Origin of the sequence: Bowmanella yangjiangensis (assembly GCF_018531185.1) — a bacterium.
Lineage (GTDB): Bacteria > Pseudomonadota > Gammaproteobacteria > Enterobacterales > Alteromonadaceae > Bowmanella > Bowmanella yangjiangensis.
The window spans coordinates 285,354-306,472 of the sequence record NZ_JAHDJU010000001.1; the positions used below are offsets into that span (position 1 = coordinate 285,354).

20 protein-coding genes are annotated in these 21,119 nt (G+C 50.4%); 10 read left to right on the forward strand and 10 right to left on the reverse strand.

The features are described from left to right. Positions 1 to 78 precede the first annotated feature (78 nt). Both KJY73_RS01330 and KJY73_RS01335 read left to right on the forward strand, forming a co-directional pair. Positions 79 to 696, forward strand: a complete 618-nt coding sequence (locus KJY73_RS01330; RefSeq protein ID WP_214339531.1) for a LysE family translocator — start codon at positions 79 to 81, stop codon at positions 694 to 696. Continuing rightward, entirely contained in the window at positions 693 to 2,141 is a 1,449-nt protein-coding gene (locus tag KJY73_RS01335) for an NAD(P)/FAD-dependent oxidoreductase (protein WP_214339533.1), read from the forward strand. Before KJY73_RS01330 ends, KJY73_RS01335 begins: the two co-directional genes overlap by 4 nt. 101 nt (positions 2,142 to 2,242) lie before the next feature. On the opposite strand, the gene KJY73_RS01340 is transcribed toward KJY73_RS01335, so the two are convergent. Together KJY73_RS01340 and metK are read right to left on the reverse strand one after the other, a co-directional pair. Continuing rightward, the gene (locus KJY73_RS01340) at positions 2,243 to 2,977 is read right to left on the reverse strand and encodes a PEP-CTERM sorting domain-containing protein (protein ID WP_214339534.1); all 735 of its coding nucleotides are present in this window, start codon (positions 2,975 to 2,977) and stop codon (positions 2,243 to 2,245) included. Between the two features lie 234 nt (positions 2,978 to 3,211). Beyond that, positions 3,212 to 4,354 (reverse strand): methionine adenosyltransferase, encoded by a 1,143-nt coding sequence (gene metK, locus KJY73_RS01345; RefSeq protein WP_214339535.1) that lies wholly within the window; start codon positions 4,352 to 4,354, stop codon positions 3,212 to 3,214. 307 nt (positions 4,355 to 4,661) lie between these two features. Here metK and tkt point away from each other — a divergent pair, with 307 nt between their 5' ends. The 5 genes from tkt (at position 4,662) to KJY73_RS01370 (ending at position 11,297) form a co-directional block, all read left to right on the forward strand. Further along, positions 4,662 to 6,674 (forward strand): transketolase, encoded by a 2,013-nt coding sequence (tkt, locus tag KJY73_RS01350; protein WP_214339536.1) that lies wholly within the window; start codon positions 4,662 to 4,664, stop codon positions 6,672 to 6,674. 357 nt (positions 6,675 to 7,031) lie between these two features. Next, positions 7,032 to 8,051: an erythrose-4-phosphate dehydrogenase gene (epd, locus tag KJY73_RS01355; RefSeq protein WP_214339543.1), complete on the forward strand. Its 1,020-nt coding sequence runs from the start codon at positions 7,032 to 7,034 to the stop codon at positions 8,049 to 8,051. Positions 8,052 to 8,113: 62 nt separating this feature from the next. Then, complete coding sequence (locus KJY73_RS01360) at positions 8,114 to 9,289, forward strand: phosphoglycerate kinase (protein WP_214339545.1); 1,176 nt, start codon at positions 8,114 to 8,116, stop codon at positions 9,287 to 9,289. 136 nt (positions 9,290 to 9,425) lie between these two features. After that, on the forward strand, positions 9,426 to 10,325 hold the full coding sequence (locus KJY73_RS01365; RefSeq protein WP_214339547.1) for a fructose bisphosphate aldolase: 900 nt from the start codon (positions 9,426 to 9,428) through the stop codon (positions 10,323 to 10,325). A 186-nt stretch (positions 10,326 to 10,511) separates the two neighbouring features. Further along, positions 10,512 to 11,297 (forward strand): DUF481 domain-containing protein, encoded by a 786-nt coding sequence (locus KJY73_RS01370; RefSeq protein ID WP_206592177.1) that lies wholly within the window; start codon positions 10,512 to 10,514, stop codon positions 11,295 to 11,297. Between the two features lie 138 nt (positions 11,298 to 11,435). On the opposite strand, the gene KJY73_RS01375 is transcribed toward KJY73_RS01370, so the two are convergent. Beyond that, complete coding sequence (locus KJY73_RS01375) at positions 11,436 to 13,601, reverse strand: M3 family metallopeptidase (RefSeq protein ID WP_214339549.1); 2,166 nt, start codon at positions 13,599 to 13,601, stop codon at positions 11,436 to 11,438. Between the two features lie 160 nt (positions 13,602 to 13,761). Between KJY73_RS01375 and KJY73_RS01380 the strand changes: the two genes are divergently transcribed. Beyond that, a complete protein-coding gene (locus KJY73_RS01380) occupies positions 13,762 to 14,022 on the forward strand; it encodes a hypothetical protein (RefSeq protein ID WP_214339551.1) in 261 nt (86 codons plus the stop codon). A gap of 65 nt (positions 14,023 to 14,087) precedes the next feature. Here KJY73_RS01380 and KJY73_RS01385 read toward each other — a convergent pair whose 3' ends face one another. Continuing rightward, positions 14,088 to 15,254, reverse strand: coding sequence for an MFS transporter (locus KJY73_RS01385; RefSeq protein ID WP_214339553.1), 1,167 nt, complete (start codon positions 15,252 to 15,254; stop codon positions 14,088 to 14,090). Further along, a complete protein-coding gene (locus KJY73_RS01390; RefSeq protein WP_214339556.1) occupies positions 15,247 to 16,011 on the reverse strand; it encodes a DeoR/GlpR family DNA-binding transcription regulator in 765 nt (254 codons plus the stop codon). Before KJY73_RS01390 ends, KJY73_RS01385 begins: the two co-directional genes overlap by 8 nt. 180 nt (positions 16,012 to 16,191) lie before the next feature. Here KJY73_RS01390 and KJY73_RS01395 point away from each other — a divergent pair, with 180 nt between their 5' ends. Together KJY73_RS01395 and KJY73_RS01400 are read left to right on the forward strand one after the other, a co-directional pair. Continuing rightward, positions 16,192 to 16,956 carry an SDR family oxidoreductase gene (locus KJY73_RS01395; RefSeq protein WP_214339558.1) on the forward strand — a complete coding sequence of 255 codons (765 nt, stop codon included), beginning with the start codon at positions 16,192 to 16,194 and terminating at the stop codon, positions 16,954 to 16,956. 77 nt (positions 16,957 to 17,033) lie between these two features. After that, positions 17,034 to 17,921, forward strand: coding sequence for a diacylglycerol/lipid kinase family protein (locus KJY73_RS01400; RefSeq protein WP_214339560.1), 888 nt, complete (start codon positions 17,034 to 17,036; stop codon positions 17,919 to 17,921). A gap of 25 nt (positions 17,922 to 17,946) precedes the next feature. Here KJY73_RS01400 and KJY73_RS01405 read toward each other — a convergent pair whose 3' ends face one another. The 5 genes from KJY73_RS01405 to KJY73_RS01425 all read right to left on the reverse strand — a co-directional run bounded on the left by KJY73_RS01405 (position 17,947) and on the right by KJY73_RS01425 (position 21,106). Then, positions 17,947 to 18,405, reverse strand: coding sequence for a GyrI-like domain-containing protein (locus KJY73_RS01405; protein WP_214339561.1), 459 nt, complete (start codon positions 18,403 to 18,405; stop codon positions 17,947 to 17,949). A gap of 100 nt (positions 18,406 to 18,505) precedes the next feature. Further along, on the reverse strand, positions 18,506 to 19,285 hold the full coding sequence (locus tag KJY73_RS01410; RefSeq protein ID WP_214339563.1) for a CLCA_X family protein: 780 nt from the start codon (positions 19,283 to 19,285) through the stop codon (positions 18,506 to 18,508). A 4-nt stretch (positions 19,286 to 19,289) separates the two neighbouring features. Next, entirely contained in the window at positions 19,290 to 19,997 is a 708-nt protein-coding gene (gene folM, locus KJY73_RS01415) for a dihydromonapterin reductase (protein ID WP_214339565.1), read from the reverse strand. A gap of 11 nt (positions 19,998 to 20,008) precedes the next feature. Next, positions 20,009 to 20,539: a flavodoxin FldB gene (gene fldB / locus KJY73_RS01420; protein WP_214339567.1), complete on the reverse strand. Its 531-nt coding sequence runs from the start codon at positions 20,537 to 20,539 to the stop codon at positions 20,009 to 20,011. A 78-nt stretch (positions 20,540 to 20,617) separates the two neighbouring features. Beyond that, a complete protein-coding gene (locus KJY73_RS01425) occupies positions 20,618 to 21,106 on the reverse strand; it encodes an acyl-CoA thioesterase (protein WP_214339570.1) in 489 nt (162 codons plus the stop codon). Positions 21,107 to 21,119: the final 13 nt, after the last annotated feature.

Here is a 21,119-nt window from a genome sequence, read left to right on the forward strand (position 1 = left end):
GATGATGGAATACTTGGAGCTATTTTTGCTCAGGCACGTGGCAATTTCCACCATAGCTTGTGATCACAAGGACAGCTGATGACCTTGACGCAAATGATGATACTGTTTTCCAGCATGCTGTTACTCGCTGCTTTGCCTAGCGCCAGTGTCGCGTTAGTTGTTAGTCGCAGTGCCAGTCATGGTGTGCGGCAGGGCATGATGGTGGCACTGGGCATAGTTAGCGCGGATTTGCTCTTTGCCGGTTTGGCAATTGTTGGTATGTCGGCCCTTGCCCATTGGTTGGGAGAGCTGTTTACGCTTATCCGCCTTATTGCAGCGTGCTACCTTATCTGGTTAGGTTGGCAACTGTTACGTCAGACGCGTATGGAACAACCTTCATCTGTTGGCAAAACTGTCTGGGGGAGCAGTTACCTAAGTGGCTTGCTGTTAACTCTGGCAGATGTCAAAGCCATAGTGTTTTACGCCAGTTTGTTCCCCAGCGTGGTGGACATACAGGTTTTCACTGCTGTCGATTTTATCTGTTTGCTCTTTCTAACCTTATTTGCTGTAGGTGGGGTTAAATTGCTGTATGCCTGGCTGGGAAGTTCCTTGGCAGTGCGACTCGGCGGTAAACGTTTGGGGCTTGTCTGGCAGCGCATAACCGGCGGACTGATGTTAGGTGGCGGCATATATTTGCTGGTCAGGCAGTCATCATGAACCAGCCTGCTCAGCCCATTAACGGCTTAACCGACAGCTTATGGTATTGCACGCTTGGCGAAGACATCTTGCCGCGCCAGGCGCTACATGATCAGATTGAAGCTGATGTTGTGATCCTTGGCGCCGGTTATTCCGGCTTATGGACAGCCTGGTTTTTGAAACAATATCAACCGGATTTACATGTGGTCGTGCTGGACGCAGCAGTTGCTGGGGCTGGGGCATCGGGGCGAAATGGTGGCTGGCTGATTGGTGGCTTTGGTGGTGATGTAGGCTATCTCAGTATGCTAGCTGGTGAACGTCGAAGTCGGGCCAAAGCTATTGTCACAGGCCTTGTTAATCAGGCCGCCAGTACGCTTGCCGATATGCAAGTCCAATGCGACTTTTATCATGGCGGTAATCTATATGCAGCGGCCCGTTATCCGCAGCAGCATCAGCGTATGCAGCAAGAATATCAGCACTATCAGTCAGTTGGATTCGACGAATATGATCTTCGCCTGTTATCAGCGTCAGAAGCCCGGGAGGCGCTGAATTTACCCAATATTCAAGCCGCGCTTTATAGCCCCCACTGTGCCCGGGTGCATCCCCTTAAGTTGGCGCGCGGTCTGGCCAGGGCCGTTGAGCGGTGCGGCGTTACTCTGTATGAACAAAGCCCGGTTATGCAGGTGACTAAAGGGCGGGTTAAAACTCATAGAGGAAGTGTCAAAGCGCCGATAATCGTATCTGCGCTGGAAGCCTATCAAAGGCTGTTGGGATTGGATGCCAATGCCACCCTGACAGTACAAAGCCTGCTGATAGCCACAGAGCCTTTGCAAAAGCAGCAATGGGAGAATATAGGTCTGAGTTCTCAGCAAACTTTTGCCGATGCTTCGCGGCTGATAACTTATGGGCAGCGCACTGCTGATGATCGTCTGGTGTTTGGGGCGCGTGGAGGCTACCGGTTTGGCGGTAAGGTGCGTACATCTTTTGCCTTCACGCCAAGAACCTTAGCATCGCCACCCGTCGGGGATGAGTTTGACCTGCGCGTTCACTTACTGGGTGAATTTTTTCCGCAGTTGGCCAACCTGCAAGTCAGCCATGGCTGGGGTGGGTCACTGGCGCTGTCCCGGCATTTTCGTCCTCATGCCCTGTTTGACCCCGACAGTGGTATGGCACTGCTCGGTGGTTATGGTGGGGAAGGTGTGGGGGCCAGTATGCTGTTTGGTAAAACCCTGGCGGCACTTATTGCAAAACCCGAGGATGAACTGGTGACTATGCCTTGGGCCTATAAAGGTAAAGCGTCAGCTTGGTTGCGGCGCTGGGAGTCTGAACCCTGGCCTTATCTGAGTTATCAGTGCAGCAAGTATCTGTTTGAATATGAAGATAGGTTATTGGCAAAGTCTTCGAGTGACTGGCAAAAGCGCTGGGTGATACGCCTGGCCGACGGATTGGAACACCTGATGAGTTAAGCATCCCAGAAGGCGTTTTATCCGTTTGTATGAATAAAAACGCCGGAATAATCCGGCGTGTTAAAATGACAGAGACGATTCCAGTCTCTTGTAGGTATCAATTAGCTTTGTTTACGACGGCGGTTTACCAGACAAGACAAACCTAAAGCAAATAACAAAATGCTGGCAGGAACCGGAATCGGATTGGTATCGCGGATCTGCTCAACGGAACCGATAGTCATATCATCAAAGGCGAAAGAATCATTTCCTGAGGTATTGCTAAAACTCAGATTGGTAAATGTTTTGGTTTGGTTAATCAGCCCCCAGAACAGTACGCCACCACCACTGGTGTTGATGCTATTACCAATGTTAAAGGATTCTGTCGTGGTATCTGAGTAGGTGACATTAATCACAACCTGGCCATTAAAATCACCGATATCAATACCATAAAAACCAAAAGCAGCTATAGGCGCTGAGAAGCCAATGGTGAAAGAAGTACTGCTTGCTTGCCAGTAATTTGTGCCACTGGTGCCGTAACGTCCATAACCATTAGTTGAGCCAACAGGTGCTGATTGAACCGAACCTCCACCACCTAAAGTTGCGGTTCCTGCAACATCAAAATCCAAAGCCAATGGCGCACTAGTGCCATTACTAAATGACTCAAAATCCTCGGTTCCAACACCACTCAGGTAGCTTAAAAAGCTGCTCTCTGCGGTGGTTGCGTTAGGGAACACATTTAGGGCAGTGCTTTCGCCCAAGCCTAAATCTTCGCCAAAGAAAGTAATAGGGGCCGCCTGGATATTCAGGCTGGTTAAAGCAATAAATGCAGTGGCAATCAACTTATTACGAAATGTCATCAAAATTCCCTCAAAGTGCTTGTAATTTATTTTCACTGGGATGTCTTAGCACTCTTTGTGCCATTTTGTAATATTGATATGAATCATATGGTTATGTATTTTTTTTGCTTTTTTATACTTATTTTGTAAAAAAAACGGACAATGAAAAAGTTAAATAGGCCGAACATTTATCATTTTAATTTATAAAGAAAAAAGCCGGACAAAGTCCGGCTTTTACTTAATTAGCTATATTTACTAGCCCTGACGTAATGCCTCGGCTTTATCTGTGGCTTCCCAGGGGAATTCCTCACGACCAAAGTGACCGTAAGCGGCCGTTGCCTGGTAGATAGGGCGTTCCAGATCCAGCATCTTGATCAGACCATAAGGGCGCAGATCAAAATGTTCGCGCACCAGTGCAATCAATGTGGCTTCGTCAACTTTACCTGTGCCGAAAGTGTCAATGCTGATTGAAGTGGGCTCTGCCACCCCAATGGCGTAGGACACCTGAATTTCACATTTGTCTGCCAAGCCTGCGGCAACTATGTTCTTGGCCACATAACGACCAGCGTAAGCCGCAGAACGGTCAACTTTGGATGGGTCCTTACCGGAGAAGGCACCACCACCATGGCGAGCCATGCCGCCGTAGGTATCGACAATAATCTTACGGCCGGTCAGGCCGCAATCACCCATAGGACCACCAATAACAAAGCGGCCGGTTGGGTTGATAAAGAACTTGGTTTGGCTGCTCAGCCACTGGGCTGGCAGCACGGGTTTGATGATCTCTTCCATCACTGCTTCTTGCAGATCCGCGGTGGAGATGGAATCACAGTGCTGGGTCGACAGTACCACAGCATCAATACCCACAGGTTTGCCGTTCTCATAGGCAAAGGTCACCTGGCTCTTGGCGTCCGGACGCAGCCAGCTCAGGGTGCCATTTTTACGCACTTGGGCCTGGCGTTTTACCAGCAGGTGTGAGTAAAAAATAGGGGCAGGCATCAAGACATCAGTTTCATTGGTGGCATAGCCAAACATCAGGCCTTGGTCACCGGCACCTTGTTCTTCGGGGCGAGAGCGATCTACACCCTGATTAATATCCGGGCTTTGTTTACCAATAGCGTTGAGAATGGCACAAGAGTCGGCATCAAAGCCCATATCTGAATGAACATAGCCAATTTCGCGCACGGTTTTACGGGTCAGTTCTTCAATATCTACCCAGGCAGAAGTGGTTATTTCGCCACCCACCAACACCATACCAGTTTTTACGTAAGTTTCGCAGGCAACGCGTGCCTTAGGGTCCTGAGTCAGGATCGCATCCAGTACCGCATCAGAAATCTGGTCGGCAATCTTATCCGGATGGCCTTCGGATACAGATTCTGAGGTAAACAGATGTTTTGCCATGATTCTTCCTCAAACATAAATTCAACTTCGACCGCTAGGTTAACGGCCATAATGGCGCGCATTTTACCCCAGAGGATAAAAAAAGCCAGTTTTTACATCTAGACGTCTAAATGTCTGTTTGTTAAGTTTGCTTGCCAGGCCCAATAAGTCAAGTGGCAGGAATAAACCAGACCTAATACCTTATTCGCCTTTGGCATTGCGTAATCTGCTAACGCCATTGCAGTTGCCGCTGGGCTGGGTAAGAATAGGTGCCCGTTTTTGCCAAGAATCGTCAGGGCCTTAGTGCAGGCCCACAGCAGGAGTTAATATGCCCCAGTCACAAGCCACTCGTCGTGAGTTAGCCAACGCCATTCGCGCCCTATCTATGGACGCGGTTCAAAAAGCCAAGTCAGGTCACCCTGGAGCCCCTATGGGCATGGCCGATATTGCCCAGGTGCTTTGGTGCGATTTTCTTAATCACAACCCGGCTAACCCTAACTGGACTAACCGTGACCGCTTTGTATTGTCAAACGGCCATGGCTCTATGCTGATTTATTCACTGTTGCACTTAAGCGGCTACGAATTGCCTATCGAAGAGTTGAAGAACTTCCGTCAGTTGCATTCTAAGACCCCAGGTCACCCAGAATATGGTTATGCCCCAGGGGTAGAAACCACCACAGGCCCACTGGGGCAGGGGATTAGTAATGCTGTGGGTATGGCCATTGCTGAAAAAGCCCTGGCAGCGCAGTTCAACCGTGAAGGTCATGACATTATTGACCACTTCACCTATTGCTTCCTGGGTGACGGCTGCTTAATGGAAGGGGTATCGCACGAGACCTGTTCATTGGCTGGAACGCTGGGTCTTGGCAAACTTATCGCGTTTTGGGACGACAACGGCATTTCCATTGACGGGCATGTGGAAGGCTGGTTTACCGACGATACTCCTGGACGTTTCCGTGCTTACGGCTGGCATGTCATCGAAAATGTAGACGGGCATGATGCTGAGCAGGTGAAAGCAGCCATTGAAGCGGCTAAAGCCGAAACCGACAAGCCAACCCTTATTTGTACAAAAACCATTATCGGTTTTGGTTCTCCCAATAAATCGGGTAGCCATGACTGTCACGGTGCGCCGCTAGGTGATGAAGAAATCGCAGCAGCCCGTGAATTCCTGCAGTGGCCACATGCACCCTTTGAGATTCCAGCCGAGGTTTATGCCGGTTGGGATGCCAAGGCCAAAGGCGCTACTCTTGAGCAACATTGGAACACCCAGTTTGAGGCCTATGCCAGTGCCTATCCCGAGCTGGCTGCTGAACTGACGCGCCGCCTGGCTGGCGAGCTACCGGCGGATTTTGCCGACAAAGCCAATGCCTTTATTCGTCAATGTCAGGATAAAGCCGAGAATATTGCCAGCCGTAAAGCCTCACAAAATGCTATCGAAGCCTATGCGGCCTTGTTGCCCGAAGTGATCGGCGGCTCTGCGGATTTGGCCGGCTCCAACCTGACCTTGTGGTCTGGCTCCAAAGGGCTGACTGCCGAGGATGCCAGTGGTAACTACATCTATTACGGTGTGCGCGAGTTTGGCATGAGCGCCATTATGAACGGTATTGGCTTGCATGGCGGATTCCGCACTTACGGTGCGACCTTCCTGATGTTTATGGAATATGCCCGTAACGCCGTGCGTATGTCGGCGCTGATGAAGGTACCAAATATTTTCGTCTATACCCATGACAGTATTGGTCAGGGGGAAGATGGTCCAACGCACCAGCCGGTTGAGCAAGTGGCTAACCTGCGTCTGACCCCCAATATGGATACCTGGCGCCCATGTGATGCGGCCGAAACCGCGGTGGCCTGGAAGCTGGCATTGCAGCGCACCGATGGTCCTTCTTCCTTGGTATTCAGCCGTCAGAATCTGGCAGCCCAAGTTCGTGATGATGCACAACTGGCCAATATCGCACGTGGTGGTTATGTACTGAAGGACTGCGCAGGCCAGCCGGATATCATTTTGATTGCTACCGGCTCCGAAGTAGAAATTACCGTGGCGGCCGCCACGCAGCTGAGCGAGCAGGGGCATAAAGTTCGAGTGGTATCTTTGCCCAGCACCTCAGTATTTGAGCGTCAGGACAGCGCTTATAAAGAAGCGGTACTGCCTGCTGCGGTCACTCGTCGTGTTGCGGTGGAAGCGGCGCACGTGGATTACTGGTACAAGTATGTCGGTCTTGGCGGCAAAGTGGTAGGCATGACGACCTTCGGTGAGTCTGCACCGGGTGGGGTGCTGCTTAAGCACTTCGGCTTTACAACGGAAAATGTCGTTGCCACTGCCTTGTCCTTGCTTGGCGAATAAACAAAAACGTACAATACGGGCGCTTAAGAGCACCGAATGGGTAAATTATGACCACCAGAGCCTGGCAGAAATCCGCTTTGCCAAGGCACGGTTGCGTAGGAATATCGACAATCTTTCAAGCAGCCGTAACGCCGGAATAGCGGATTTCCGGCGGCTCCCGCAGGGCGGGGTAGAAATTCCCCAATCTGCCCCAGGCTCTTTAAGCTTTAGTACCACTAAAGCTGTAAAAAGACCTGGATTGCCTGAAGAAATTTCTACCTCCGCTGGAGCTCATACTTTACCCACTCGGCGCTCCAGCCCTTTTGTTTTTTTAATCCTGAGTGGATTGTGCCGCCGGGATTTACTGAGTCGTCTTGCATGTTACGTATTGCTATCAATGGTTTCGGACGTATAGGTCGTAATGTATTGCGCGCCTTATATGAAACCGGTCGTAACGACCAGGTGCAGATCGTCGCTATCAACGAGCTGGCCAAGCCAGAGGGGATTGCGCATCTGCTGAAATATGACACCTCCCATGGCCGCTTTCCCTTTGCAGTCAGCCTCGAGGGTGATCGCTTAAATGTCGCCGGTGACAGTATTCAACTGTTAAATAAAACCGAGATTAGCGAGCTTCCCTGGGCGCAGCTTGAGGTGGATCTGGTACTGGAATGTACCGGTGTTTATGGTGACCGCGCGGCTGGCCAAGCCCATTTGGATCAAGGTGCCGGCAAGGTGTTGTTTTCCCAGCCTTGTAGCGGTGATGCCGATGTGGATGCCACAGTAATTTTCGGTATCAATGATGACCTGCTGACCCCTGAACATCGTATCGTGTCCAATGGTTCCTGCACGACCAACTGTATAGTGCCTGTGATCCAGGCGCTGGATCAGGCGTTTGGCGTGGACAGCGGCACCATCACTACCATTCATGCCTCAATGCATGATCAGCAGGTGATTGATGCTTATCATCCAGATCTGCGTCGCACCCGCGCTGCCAGCCAGTCCATTATTCCGGTTGATACTAAGTTGGCCAGAGGCATAGAGCGGATCCTGCCCAAGTTTGCCGGCCGCTTTGAAGCTATTGCCGTGCGCGTGCCGACTATCAATGTGACGGCTATGGATTTAAGCGTCACTCTGGATACCGACGTCAATATCCAGAGAGTGAATCAAGCCTTGATGCAAGCCAGGCACGGCCGTTTGGCGGGTATTCTGGGATATACCGAAGAGCCGTTGGTGTCAGTGGATTTTAACCACGATCCGCATTCGGCCATCGTTGACGGTACCCAAACCCGGGTCAGCCACAAGCGGTTAGTAAAAACCCTGGTCTGGTGCGACAACGAATGGGGTTTTGCTAACCGTATGCTGGATACCGCACTGGTGATGGCTGAAGGCTGTCGTTAAGAACAAATTTTGCGACAGACAGGCTGTCGGTCGCGCAACATTGAAAACTTTGGAGATATGCCATGAAGGTTTTGAAAATGTCAGATCTGGATCTGGCCGGTAAGCGAGTGCTGATTCGCCAGGATCTGAACGTACCAGTAAAAGACGGCAAAGTGACGTCTGATGCACGTATTAAAGCGTCTTTGCCTACGCTGAAAATGGCATTACAAGCTGGCGCCAAAGTGATGGTGATGTCTCACCTGGGGCGTCCTACCGAAGGTGTGGTGGAAGATGAATATTCCCTGGCACCCGTGGTGGATTACCTCAAATCCGTGTTGGATTGCCCTGTACGCCTGGCCAAGGATTATCTGAACGGTTTGGATGTGCAGGCCGGTGAACTGGTGGTGCTGGAGAACGTGCGTTTTAATACCGGTGAAGGCAAAGATGACGAGCAGTTGTCGCGTCAATATGCAGCCCTTTGCGACATTTATGTAATGGATGCTTTTGGTACCGCTCACCGTGCGCAGGCTTCCACCCATGGCGCTGGTTTGTATGCACCTATCGCATGTGCTGGTCCTTTGTTAGCGGCAGAATTGGAAGCGCTGGGTAAAGCTCTGGACAACCCGGCCCGCCCTTTGCTGGCCATTGTCGGTGGCTCTAAAGTGTCTACCAAACTGACGGTGTTAGAGTCCTTGTCAGAAAAAGTCGATCAACTGATTGTTGGTGGTGGTATCGCCAATACCTTTATCGCTGCCACCGGTAATGCGGTTGGAAAGTCTCTGTACGAAGCTGATCTAATCCCTGAAGCGCAGCGTCTGCTGGCAAAGGCGCAGGCCAGCGGTGGTGACATTCCCGTGCCAGTGGATGTGATTGTTGGTCAGGTGTTTTCTGAGACTGCTGAAGCCACTCATAAGCAAGTGGGTGATGTTAGCGCAGAGGATATGATCTTTGATATCGGCCCACAAACGGCTGAGATTCTGGCTAAGCTGATTGAAAAAGCCGGTACTATTGTTTGGAACGGCCCTGTTGGGGTTTTCGAATTTGATCAGTTTGGTGGTGGCACCAAAGCCTTGTCCATGGCCATTGCCAACAGCAACGCCTTCTCTATTGCCGGTGGCGGTGACACCCTGGCAGCGGTAGATAAGTACGATATTGCTGACAAGATCTCCTATATTTCGACCGGTGGTGGCGCATTTTTGGAGTTTCTGGAAGGTAAAGTGCTGCCAGCCGTTGCCATGCTGGAAAAGCGCGCGGAATAGATGATCAGAATGCGCAGTGTCAGTAAAGTCACTGTGCCTTAAGAATTTAATAACAAGAAGGGTTTAAACCCTCAATAATTGAATAATTATCTTTGTACCCTGGCCCTAGGGCCGAAACCAAAAAGGAGCGTTGCCGATGGCAGCCGAAGCCAAGACAGAAATGTTGAACAAAGTACTAACCCAGGATGGGTTTATCGCCGCGCTGGATCAAAGTGGCGGCAGTACGCCAAAAGCGTTGAAGCTTTACGGCCTGAGTGAGTCTGATTGGTCCAGTGATGAGCAGATGTTTGACCTGGTACACCAGATGCGTGCACGTATTGTAACAAGCAACGCCTTTGGCGGTGATCGGGTGCTAGGCGCCATCTTGTTTGAAAATACCCTGGATCGTGAGATTGAAGGTAAGCCTTCTTCACGTTATTTGTGGGATGTGAAACAAGTGGTCCCTTTCCTCAAGGTTGACAAAGGTCTGGAAGATGAGGTCAACGGCGTGCAGCTGATGAAAGCCATGCCGGGTCTGGATGCATTGTTGGCCAAAGCGGTTGCTCAAGGCGTGTTTGGTACTAAGATGCGCTCTGTGATTAAGCAGGCCAATGCAGCCGGAATTAGCGCAGTAGTGGCGCAGCAGTTCGAAGTTGGTAAACAGATTCTGGCCGCTGGCCTGACACCTATTATCGAACCTGAAGTGGATATTCACTGCCCGGCGAAAACCGAGGCTGAGACACTGCTTAAACAAGCTTTGTTGGCTGAGTTGGATAAGCTTGGCGTTGACCAGAGAGTCATGTTGAAGCTGACCCTGCCTAACGAAGATAATTTCTATCGTGATTGCATAGAGCATCCTAATGTCATCAGGGTGGTTGCTTTGTCCGGTGGTTACAGCCGTGATGACGCTAACCTCAAGCTAAGCCACAACCAGGGGATGATTGCCAGTTTCTCCCGTGCATTGACGGAAGGTTTGTCTGCCAAGCAATCAGACGCTGAATTTGATAAGGCTTTGGATATGGCCATTGAAAGTATCTATCAGGCATCCAAAGCCTGAAGCAGATTGAACTAAAAAACGGGGTGCAATTGCACCCCGTTTTTTCTTTCGGTTCGTCTAATTTTCTATGTGCTTGGAAAATACAGGAATAATTTATCATTCGAGCAAAAAACATACGAAAAAAACCGAGCAAATTAGTCTGATTTAGTTACAATTGCGGCCTGAGAGCTATTGAGGACCCGCCCGATGAAAAAACAATCCACTCTGGCATTATTTGCCGCCCTGTTTTTTGCTTCCACTGCGCAGGCTGATGCATTGGATAATCTGTTTGCAGCTGACGTTAGTGTACCGGAAGAAGCTGAAAAACCATTTAGCCTGGACGGCGAGATTGGTTTCGTGGCGACCACGGGAAATACCGATTCAACCAGTTTTAAAGGGCGCCTGAATGCACATCAGGAGCTGGAATCATGGAGCAACGATTATATTCTGGAAGGCTTTTATAAGCAGGACGAGAAAGAAATCGACGACGAAATGGTCTCACAAACCACAGCACAGAAGATATTCGCTTCAGGCCAGGGCAACTACAAGTTAGAAAATCCGGCACATCGAGTGTTTGCCTTTGGTTCATACGAAGATGACCGTTTCAGCGGCTTTGAGTATCAGGCTACTGTCGCAGGTGGTTGGGCGCACCAATTGTGGAAGAATGATGTTTCTGCATTTAGCTACAGCATTGGTCCGGGTTATTCCTTCGCTGAGCGAGAGTCTGGTGAAAGTGCCAATGGTGCGATTGTGCGTGGCGCCGTCGACTATAAGTGGAAAATTTCTGACACCGCTAACTTCCGTCAACTGTTCAGTACGGAAGTGGGTAGCGACAATACCAAGTCAAAATCAGAAACCTCATTGTCAGCGCAAATCAATGGCTCACTGGCGATGAAATTGGCGGTTATCCTCAACCACAACACAGACGTGGCTGATGATGTGGAAGAATTGGATACGCAAACCTCAGTGACACTGGTATACAGCTTCTTCTGATACCGTTCATCCTGAACATCGCCGTTCCTGTTCATCCATGAACTCACGGCATACCGTTCATCCTGAACATAAAAAACCGCCGGAAGGCGGTTTTTTTATGTTTGTCCCGGCATCAGATGATGCCGGGAATACATCCACTTAGTCGATTTGTGGCTTCAGACCACGGCGAATCAACAACGCATCAGTAGTTGGCTCCTGACCACGGAATTGAATGTAAGATTCCATCGGTGGGCGAGAGTTACCCACTTCCAGGATGTTCTTGCGATACAACTCGCCGTTTTCACGGGTCAGACCGCCACGCTCGCGCAAGTAAGCGAAGGCGTCAGCTGCCAGGATTTCACTCCACATGTAAGCGTAGTAGCCGGCAGAATAACCCCCGCCAATAGAGTGAGAGAAGTAGGTTGACTTATAACGAGGTGGAACGGCTGGCAGGTTGACACCATGCTTTTCCAGCGCTTTGGCTTCAAAGCTTTCTACATCCTGCAGCGGTGTGTCCGCTGGCAGCGAGTGCCATTCCATATCCAGCAGGGCTGCTGACATATATTCCAGTGTGTCGAAGCCCATGTTGAAGTTCTTCGCCTTCATGACTTTCTCCAGCAGCTCTGCTGGGATTTGCTCATCGGTCTTGTAGTGACGGGCATAGTTTGCCAGCACTTCTGGCAGCGCCGCCCAGTCTTCTTCAAAGGTTGAAGGGAACTCAACAAAGTCGCGTGATACGGCGGTACCCGCAAGTGAAGGGTACTTCACCTTGGAGAACATGCCGTGAATACCATGACCCAATTCGTGGAACATAGTGGTCACATGGTCAAAACTGACCAAGGTCGGCTCACCTTCAGGGCCTTTTGGAATGTTCATTACGTTGACTACAACCGGCTTCTGTTCAAGCAAACCAGATTGACCAACAAAGGAGTTCATCCAGGCACCACCGCGCTTGCCATCACGGGCAAAGTAATCGGCATAGAAAATTGCCAGGCTCTTACCGCCATGGTCAAACAGTTCAAATGCCTGCACATCAGGGTGATAGACCGGCAGATCCGGGCGCGGCTCAAAGCGCACACCGTACAAACGGTTCATGGTATAGAACAGACCGTCATGCAGTACACGATTGAATTCAAAGTAGTTACGTACTTCGCTCTCATTCAGGTCATATTTCTCCTGGCGCACTTTTTCTGCATAGTAAGCCCAGTCCCAGGGCTGAACGTCGAAGTCACCGCCTTCACGTTTAATCATGGCCTGAATATCAGCTTGCTCGGCCTGGGTGTTAGCCACAACGGCTGGCACCATGGAGTTAAGCATGTTAAATACGTTCTCAGGCTTTTCTGCCATGGTGTTCTGCAACTGGTACTCTGCCCAGTTGTTGTAACCCAGCAAAGCGGCCTTTTCTGCGCGGATTTGAGTCAGGCGCGAAACCAACGGACGGTTGTCCAGTTCGCCTGAGGTGCCACGATAAGCAGAAGCTTCCCAAACACGTTGACGCAATTCACGGTTGTTTAGGGAGGCCAGGATTGGCTGGCGAGTGGTATTAGTAATACTCAGCAGATACTTACCTGGTTGGCCAGCATCCTCAGCAGCTTTGGCAGCGGCTTTCAACTGACTCTCAGACAAACCATCCAGTTGTGCTTTGTCGTCCACCACCACAGCGATGGCTTTGCTCAGCTTCAGCAGGTTTTGGCTGAATTGTGTAGTCAGCTTGGAGTGCTCTTCATTTAGCGCGCGGATGGCGGTCTTCTGCTCTTCAGACAGCTTGGCGCCGGCTTTGACAAAACGCTTGTAGTAAACCTCAAGCAGACGATCAGACTCGGGATCCAGCTTTAACTGTTCGCGTTGGTTATATACCGCTTCAACGCGGGCAAATAAGTCCGCATTCAGATTAATGTTATCTGAGTGGGCGGCAAGTTTGGGGGCCAATTCGCTTTGTAAGGCGCGACGTGCTTCATTGCTGTCGGTGCCAGTCAGGTTAAAGAAAACCCGTGATACGCGGGTCAGCAGAGACCCGGCTTTTTCCATAGCAACGATAGTGTTTTCAAAACTGGCCGGCTCTTGATTGTCGATGATGGCTTGAATATCCGCCATATGCTCTGCCATGCCTTGTTCAAAAGCGGGGGCAAAGTGTTCATCTTTGATTTGGCTAAAGTCTGGTGCCTGATATTGCAAAGTGCTGGCTGTCAGCAACGGGTTTGCAATAGCAACCTGGCTGGTTTTGACTGTTTCGGCAGTGTTGCTTTGTTCTGTTTTAGGCGGCTGTGAGCAGGCGGTAACCAACAGACTGGCACCGATTGCTGAAGCAATCAGAGTCTTGCGCATATCGTTCTCCATAGGGACTCTTGTTAGAATAATTTGGCGTCAGCCAAAGGCGCGATTATGTCGGAATTAATTGATATGTTGTAACAATTTCCTGCCAGTCGTTGAAGTAATGCGATAAATAACTGAAGATGCATCATTGTTGTTATGTGGAATTAATCAAATGAAAGCCCTTTTTGCCCTCGCCTGCATGGTTATTTTAAGTGCTTGTGTTAGCCAAACCGAGTGGGAGCGGATGCAGCAGATGGGCATGGATGTACATCCTTGCAATGGCAACTTGGAGGAACAATACCAAGCCACTATCCGCTTGGAGGATGGCGGGTCAGTCGAATCTTCAGTCGGATCTCACTGTGAGCCGGAAAATATCGAAGTACAAACAGAGTTTGAAAAGGAAAACCGCGACCCGTCCAAACGCCGTTGGTAGCTAACACCATTAAACTTTGAGTGTACAAGTACAGTTGGTTGGTCGATTGCCAGCTAAAAGGCCGATTAACTTTCGGCTTGGTTTTTACACACCAGTGCATTGTCTTGGTTGAATGCCCAGGCACCAGCCAAAATGACAGCAGCAAGCAGGGCAAACAGCCCAAAAGTTTGGCGCAACCCTATCCATTCAGCGACAAAGCCAATCAGCGGTGGGCCAAGCAGAATACCTCCGTAGCCAAATGTCGCGACGCTGGCCAGCCCGGCACCGGCTTTCATCTGTGTATTGTTCGCTGCATTGCTGTATACCAATGGCATGACAATGGAATAGCCAACTCCCAGCAGCAGAAGACCTGCATAAGCTTGATACAGTGACTGAGAGGCAACCAACAGTAAGCTACCCAGCAAGGCAGTAACACCACAAAACCTGACCGTATTAGTTGCGCCAATCTTATTTACCAGTCTGTCGCCCATCAGTCTGGTGGTCACCATCGCAACGGAAAACAATGCGTAGCCTAAAGCCGCCTGGCCATGATCACTATTCAATACATCACTAAGATAAACCGCGCTCCAATCTGCCATAGCGCCTTCGCCTATGGCGCAACATAACGCGACCAGAGCAATCACCAACAGACTGCCACGGGGTAACTGAAAACTGCTTTTGTGACTGTGGGTATCCAGGCTGTTAAACTGCCAAGGGATCCAGCATAGCCAAAGAAGGGGCAGAAGTATTAGTGTGGCAAGGATAAAAAACACACTGTAGTGCAGCGCCAACCAGGCTGAAATGGAACCTAAGCCTGCGCCCAGACCGGCCCCAACACTAAACATGGCGTGGAAGAACGACATAGTGGAGCGCCCCAGTGATTTCTCCACTTCGCTGGCCCAACTGTTCATGGCGATATCTAACGCTCCGTGTACGGCGCCAAACACAAATAGCGCGACGGCTAACCAGATAACATTGTCGGCGATGCCAACCACAATCAAGGCTGGGCACACCAGTAAGGCAAGGGCTTTGCTGAGTTTCGCTGCGCCCAAGCGGTCAGACGCACTGCCTGCAAGAGGAAACGCCAGAATCGCCCCCACCGCAAGTAGCAGTAGTAACATGCCTAGTTCACTGGCGGACAGTTGCAAACCTTGTTTAATTGAGGGGATCCTGGATGCCCAAGTGCCAAATAGTGCACCGTTAAACAAAAACACCATGGACACTGCAAGTTTTGGGGAGCGCCAATCAGACATGAACAATCTCCACGCCTTTTGCGTAAAAAGCCATGGAGTGTTGTTGATCTGCATCGGTAAGCAGCAGGTCTAGTTCTTCACAGCTTAATACTTTATGTCTGGCCCGGCGGTGCAGTTTTTCGGCCCCGGCTAGCGCAATCACTTTATTGGCATTGATGGCCATTTGGCGCTTAACACTGGCTTCCGCTGAATCATCGGCCGACAGACCAAAGGTGGTGTCCAACCCGCAGGTGCCTAAGATACACAGGTCAGCGGCACAGGCTTGTAATTGCGCGACTGTGTCAGCGCCACAGGCAATACCACCCTGTCCCTGCAGTTTTCCGCCAATCAATAATGTATCGATATTTTTGCTCTGCAGCTCGATGGCGACATAAGGAGAGGGGGTGATGGCCAGGCCAGAGAAACCCGCAGGTAAGGCTTTGGCAAAATGTAATACCGACACGCCGCCGTCCAGAAATAAGGTGTCCGTTTTATGGACTATGCGTTTCATCACCGCCGGAAGCCTTTGTAACCAGCTCTCTGGCTGGTTTATGCGTCTGCGCAAAGGCATAACAGGAAGATTTACCGGTAGCGCACCGCCTTTTACTCTTCTCAGCAAACCAGCGCTTTCCAATGCCATCAAATCGCGGCGTATGGTGTCCAGTGACACACCAAGTTCTTCTGCCAGAGCTTTGGCCACCAGCTGTCCTTGCTGTAACTTTTCGGTTAGCAGCGCCTGACGTGTATCTGGATTATTCAGATCAAGATGAATAGACATAGGGGGCTTTGTATTGCCTTGGTGAATTCCTGGTGCGGCATAATGCATTATTGTGCTTTTTTATGCAAGTTAGTGCATTTTTGTGTTTTGTGAGAAGGCCGCAAGAAGCGGATCGAAGCCAGTAACTGAAGTACCTACTCTCTGTGCCTGAAACCATGTTTAACCACTGAGGAGTCAGGAATGCAGTTGTTGAAAGATAAAACCTTTATTGTTGCAGGGGCCAGCTCTGGGATTGGCCGGGCGGCGGCTTTACTGTTTGCACAGCATGGTGCCAACCTGGTGCTGGGAGCCCGAAGAGCAGTGATGCTTGCGGCGCTGAAGGATGAAATTAACCGGGCAGGTGGTGCTGCTGAGTATGTTGCAGGTGATATCAGCGAGAAGGAAGTTGCAGAAGCCTTGGATGCTGCAGCCGATGATAAGTTTGGTGGGTTGGACGGTGCATTTAACAATGCGGCGATTCTCGGGGATATTCAAGCTGCAGAAACCATGTCAATAGAGAACTGGCAGCGAGTAATTGACATTAACCTCACCAGTGCATTTTTGGCGGCGCGCTGTCAGATTCCTGCGTTGCAGAAACGAGGAGGAGGGTCACTAATATTTACCTCGACCTTTGTTGGCTATACAGCAGGAATGCCTGGGCTAGCGGCATACGCTGCCAGCAAAGCTGGTTTGATTGGCTTTACCCAGGTATTGGCTTGCGAGCAAGGTAGTCACAATATCCGCGTGAATGCATTGTTGCCAGGCGGCACGGATACCCCCGCAGCCCAGGAATTTGCCGACACCCCTGAATCCTTGGATTTTGTTGCCGGAATGCATGCACTTAAACGTATGGCGAAGCCAGAGGAAATAGCCCAGGCAGCGCTATACTTGGCATCTGATATGTCCAGCTTTGTCACCGGCAGCGCTATGTTGGTTGACGGTGGTGTATCGATCAGCAAGATTTAGAGAGGGGAAACGCTGGCTATTGACTCATTGCCTAAACAGCGCAAACTGGTGGTTTTGCTGTTGATATAGTTATTTGCATGCCATCCCCCAGTTCGCGCCGTTTTCTTATCGTAATTAATCCGCTAGCCAGCAACCAGGCAAGTCATTATCTGCAACGACTGTGCTGTGCCTTGACCCGTAAGGCGGAACTATATGAAGTGTGGCATACCACGGCCAACGAACAAGCCAATATGCGTCACCTACAGGAATGTAAAACACAGTTTAGTGATTGGGTAGTGATTGGTGGAGATGGCACCTTTAACTTGGTAGTGAATGTGCTGGCGCATAGCCCGGTCCGACTCGCGCTAATTCCTTGTGGCAGTGGCAACGACTTTGCCCGTAATTTGTTCGGTAAAAATGATGATCCTATTGAGGTAGCTTTAGGGGAGCATACTCAGTTGGTTGATCTGGGCTTATGCAATGACAGATTCTTTGCCAATGTGCTGGGGATTGGCTTCGATGGTGCAGTGGTGGCGAGTCTGTATGACAAGCAGCCCCGCCGTTTCCGCCGCTGGCGATACTTGCTAATAGCGCTGAGCCAGTTATTGGGTTATCGCGAGCAGCAAGTACACTTGCATGGTAGCCGTGAGAAACATGCGGACTGCTTTATCGCTGCCTTTGCCAACGGGCGTTATTTTGGTGGCGGCATGCAAATAGCGCCGCACGCCCGAATTGATGATGGCAAACTTGATTGTTGCTGGGTAGGGAAAGCCAATCTACTGAAAAAACTCTACTACTTGGGGCGGATATTTCAGGGCCGTCATTTACAAGCTGACGTTGTGGAGTATTGGCAAGACCAAGAGTTTATCATTCCCACCCCTGATCTGCCCATTGAAGGCGATGGTGAGTTCTTTGGTGTCACACCAGCAAAGGTTCAAGTGGCTGTAAAAGCGCTAAATTTGAAGGTGCCGCGGCACCTTCAATAGCAGCATCTTGATTAGCTTGAGCAATTTATATCCACTGCCACTGTGGTGCGGGTTGCAGGGCGATAAACAGCTCATGATCTGGTTCAGCTTCATCCTTATGCTCACTAAAGTCCAGGGTAAACTCTGCAAGTGGAATGTGCTCTTCTGCCGCCCAATCATGCATGGCATCTAAGGTTTTTTTCATCTTATCCATACCACTCTCATAGGTATGATGAAGATAGCTGGCTGGCGGAATCCTAACTGCCCGCAACGCATCTGGGATAGGAACCTGTGCGGTAATCTGACAACTGATCAAATACCGTGAAATATCACCTTGATATTCAAGAAATGCGTCAACCCAAATAGGCTCATTGTCAGGGGCTATCGTTGCCAGATTGGACGATAGAAACTGCCTTGCGCTAGCGATGTTGGATGGTAACTGTTTAGCGGTAGTGCTGACTTCCACGCCCAACAACAAAATTTCTGGTTGGGTAACGATATTCATGCTGACTCCTTGCTGTTGTTATTCTTTTTACTGCACAACCAGTAAACACTACGTGTTTTTAGTTTGATTTACAAAGATTTAACAATGGCTGAGGCCCTTGTCAGGATTGAGCGTCTAGTGCCTGTCCTAGCAAGTAAAAATAACTGAGCAACTGATTGCCAAGTTCGGCGCGCATGGCGGAGGGGGGATAAAGGCCCAACTCCGCTTCCTGGCTTTGTTTGGTGCCCTGAACCAAAAAGGCATTTTTTAGCGGCCTATCCTGAATGATGGCTTCAAAGGCTCGCGCGGCCAGCTCCTGAGGTTGGGCGTAATAGAAAATCTGTAGTTTTTTGTCTATTTCCACCGCGCGTTTTAGGTATGCACTGCCTTGATGTCCATCCAGGAACAGCAAGCGAAAATATTCACTCAGGCGCTGATTTAGTGGGTGCTCTACAGTCTGTTGATTGTTCAACCAGCATGCAGAGGCAAAACTGCTGCGCGCGGCGTCTGTAAACAGCTTCTGGCAGATATAATGATCAAAAGCATGAAACCATTCATGGGCGAGTGCCCCGCCGCCAGCATTTTTGGCCAGCGCCAGAGTGCGACTAGTGGACTCATAGTGGGCACTGCTGTGCTTATTGCCACCGGTACCAAAGGCCAAAGATAAGGTACCGTTCAAGGAAATAACCCGTTCCGGTACCGCTAAGATGCTCATTAAATCGCACAGGGCGTCAAAAAACAGGTTGGCGGCCAGTTGCTGCTCTGCCTTACTCACCCATTTGCCAATGCTGACCGTGCGAAAACCAAATATTCGCACTATGTCGGCAAAGCCCATATCCCGTCCTTCCCTATGGTCTGGGCCGTTACGATAGTATGGGCGATGCAGCCTGGACTCGGCCATAGGCTCAGGGCAGGTTTAAATGGCGGCCGCCATCCAGGTGAATTATCCGGCCAGTGACGTAGTCACTTTTCAGCAGCCAGTCTAGGGTTTTAAACACCTCTTGCTCGCCGGGTTCTATCCCTAGCAAGGACTTGTCTAAGGTTTTTTGCCGGTACGCTGCATCATCCCCGTCGTTAAAGCAAATCAGGGCTGGGGCGATGGCGTTCACTTTGACCTTGGGTGCCAATTTTCGCGCCAGCGACAAGGTCAGGTTCTCCAAGGCGGCTTTGGAAGCGGCGTAGGCCATATGTTTGGCGCTACCGGTTTGGGCGACAAAATCCGTCATATGCACTATGTCGGCCCTGTCGCTGTTTAGCATCGGGGCCAGGGCCTGGTTGACTAACAATGGTGCCTTGGCATGAATGGCCATCATCGCGTCGAATACGTCTGCTAACTCACCGTCCTGATCCGAGTGCCAGTCTGAAGCATTATGAATAATGGCGCGCAGGCTGCTGTAGCGCTGTTTTATCGTTTCGATAAAGTGTTGCACCCCTTGGGCATCGGCAAAATCAGCCTGGATACAATCAATACCACTGGCTTGCAACTCGTCGACTAAGGGACGATGGCGGCGATAGCTGATAACGACGGGATAGCCTTGCTTGTGAAAGGCTTTTGCGCAATACAAGCCGATACGTTGGGCCGCGCCGGTGATTAAAATGGGAGCCTGATGCATGGAAATTCCAATTAAAGTTGCTGTAATTCATCCAGTAACTGATCAACCCACTGGCTGATGCGGGTATCGGTTTGATCAAACTGGTTTTCGTCATCCAGCGCCAGTCCGACAAAATGGCTGCCGTCTTGGGTGAGGGCCTTGGAGGCGGCAAATTCGTAACCCTGGTTAGGCCAGTAACCAATGAGCTGACAATCCAAAACTAACAACTCGTCATGTAACATGCCCAGGGCGTCCTGATACCAGTCTGCATAGCCCATTTGGTCGCCCAGGCCAAACAACGCGACAATCTTACCTTGTAGGTTGAGGTTGCGGATATCACTCCAGTGAGATTCCCAATCCTCCTGAAGCTCACCAAAGTCCCAAGTGGATATGCCAAAAATCAGGATATCAAATTGCTCGGCATGCTTAAGTGGCGCATCTTTGATGTTATACATCTCGACCAGATCTTCACCTAAGGCGGCGCGTATTTTCTCCGCTGCCATTTCGGTGTAGCAGGTCGTGGAGCCGTAAAACAAACCGATTTTTAAACTGCTGTCTGTCATCGCCGAACACACAAAAAAAACATAGCGCCTATTGTGCCAGAGAACCGCTCGGGCTGCATGGCTCTGAGCGATACGAGCTTATAAACCAAGATGTTTGATATGTGCGGCCATTTCATCGCCGATTTTTTCTCGCATCTGCACCAGTCGTAAGGCCGACTCGCGGAGAAACTTATCTTCTTCGGTTTGCGGTATCCATTCCGGCACGGCAGTGGGTTTACCTTCTTCATCCACCGCGACCATGATCACAATGCAATGGGTGGTGAGATGGCGTTCGCTTTGCTTAGGGTCACCAGCCATTACGTCCAGCGCCAGATGCATAGAAGTGCGTCCGGTATAAATCACCCTGGCCCGGACTTCCACCAGATTACCCACCAGAATAGGTCGGACAAAACGGATCCCCCCTGCATAGGCGGTGATACAGTATTTGCCGCTCCAACCTGCTGCGCAGGCATAGGCGGCTAAGTCTATCCACTTCATTACGGCGCCGCCGTGTACTTTGCCACCAAAGTTCACGTCGGCAGGTTCGGCAAGAAATCTTAAGGTAAGGTCACGTTGCTCACCGGCCATATCGGTTTCTCCA

Coding starts and splice junctions, on each gene's coding strand:
- KJY73_RS01330 (WP_214339531.1), top strand. CDS start 79: ATGACCTTGACGCAAATGATGATACTGTTTTCCAGCATGCTGTTACTC.
- KJY73_RS01335 (WP_214339533.1), top strand. CDS start 693: ATGAACCAGCCTGCTCAGCCCATTAACGGCTTAACCGACAGCTTATGG.
- KJY73_RS01340 (WP_214339534.1), bottom strand. CDS start 2,977: ATGACATTTCGTAATAAGTTGATTGCCACTGCATTTATTGCTTTAACC.
- metK (WP_214339535.1), bottom strand. CDS start 4,354: ATGGCAAAACATCTGTTTACCTCAGAATCTGTATCCGAAGGCCATCCG.
- tkt (WP_214339536.1), top strand. CDS start 4,662: ATGCCCCAGTCACAAGCCACTCGTCGTGAGTTAGCCAACGCCATTCGC.
- epd (WP_214339543.1), top strand. CDS start 7,032: ATGTTACGTATTGCTATCAATGGTTTCGGACGTATAGGTCGTAATGTA.
- KJY73_RS01360 (WP_214339545.1), top strand. CDS start 8,114: ATGAAGGTTTTGAAAATGTCAGATCTGGATCTGGCCGGTAAGCGAGTG.
- KJY73_RS01365 (WP_214339547.1), top strand. CDS start 9,426: ATGGCAGCCGAAGCCAAGACAGAAATGTTGAACAAAGTACTAACCCAG.
- KJY73_RS01370 (WP_206592177.1), top strand. CDS start 10,512: ATGAAAAAACAATCCACTCTGGCATTATTTGCCGCCCTGTTTTTTGCT.
- KJY73_RS01375 (WP_214339549.1), bottom strand. CDS start 13,601: ATGCGCAAGACTCTGATTGCTTCAGCAATCGGTGCCAGTCTGTTGGTT.
- KJY73_RS01380 (WP_214339551.1), top strand. CDS start 13,762: ATGAAAGCCCTTTTTGCCCTCGCCTGCATGGTTATTTTAAGTGCTTGT.
- KJY73_RS01385 (WP_214339553.1), bottom strand. CDS start 15,254: ATGTCTGATTGGCGCTCCCCAAAACTTGCAGTGTCCATGGTGTTTTTG.
- KJY73_RS01390 (WP_214339556.1), bottom strand. CDS start 16,011: ATGTCTATTCATCTTGATCTGAATAATCCAGATACACGTCAGGCGCTG.
- KJY73_RS01395 (WP_214339558.1), top strand. CDS start 16,192: ATGCAGTTGTTGAAAGATAAAACCTTTATTGTTGCAGGGGCCAGCTCT.
- KJY73_RS01400 (WP_214339560.1), top strand. CDS start 17,034: ATGCCATCCCCCAGTTCGCGCCGTTTTCTTATCGTAATTAATCCGCTA.
- KJY73_RS01405 (WP_214339561.1), bottom strand. CDS start 18,405: ATGAATATCGTTACCCAACCAGAAATTTTGTTGTTGGGCGTGGAAGTC.
- KJY73_RS01410 (WP_214339563.1), bottom strand. CDS start 19,285: ATGGCCGAGTCCAGGCTGCATCGCCCATACTATCGTAACGGCCCAGAC.
- folM (WP_214339565.1), bottom strand. CDS start 19,997: ATGCATCAGGCTCCCATTTTAATCACCGGCGCGGCCCAACGTATCGGC.
- fldB (WP_214339567.1), bottom strand. CDS start 20,539: ATGACAGACAGCAGTTTAAAAATCGGTTTGTTTTACGGCTCCACGACC.
- KJY73_RS01425 (WP_214339570.1), bottom strand. CDS start 21,106: ATGGCCGGTGAGCAACGTGACCTTACCTTAAGATTTCTTGCCGAACCT.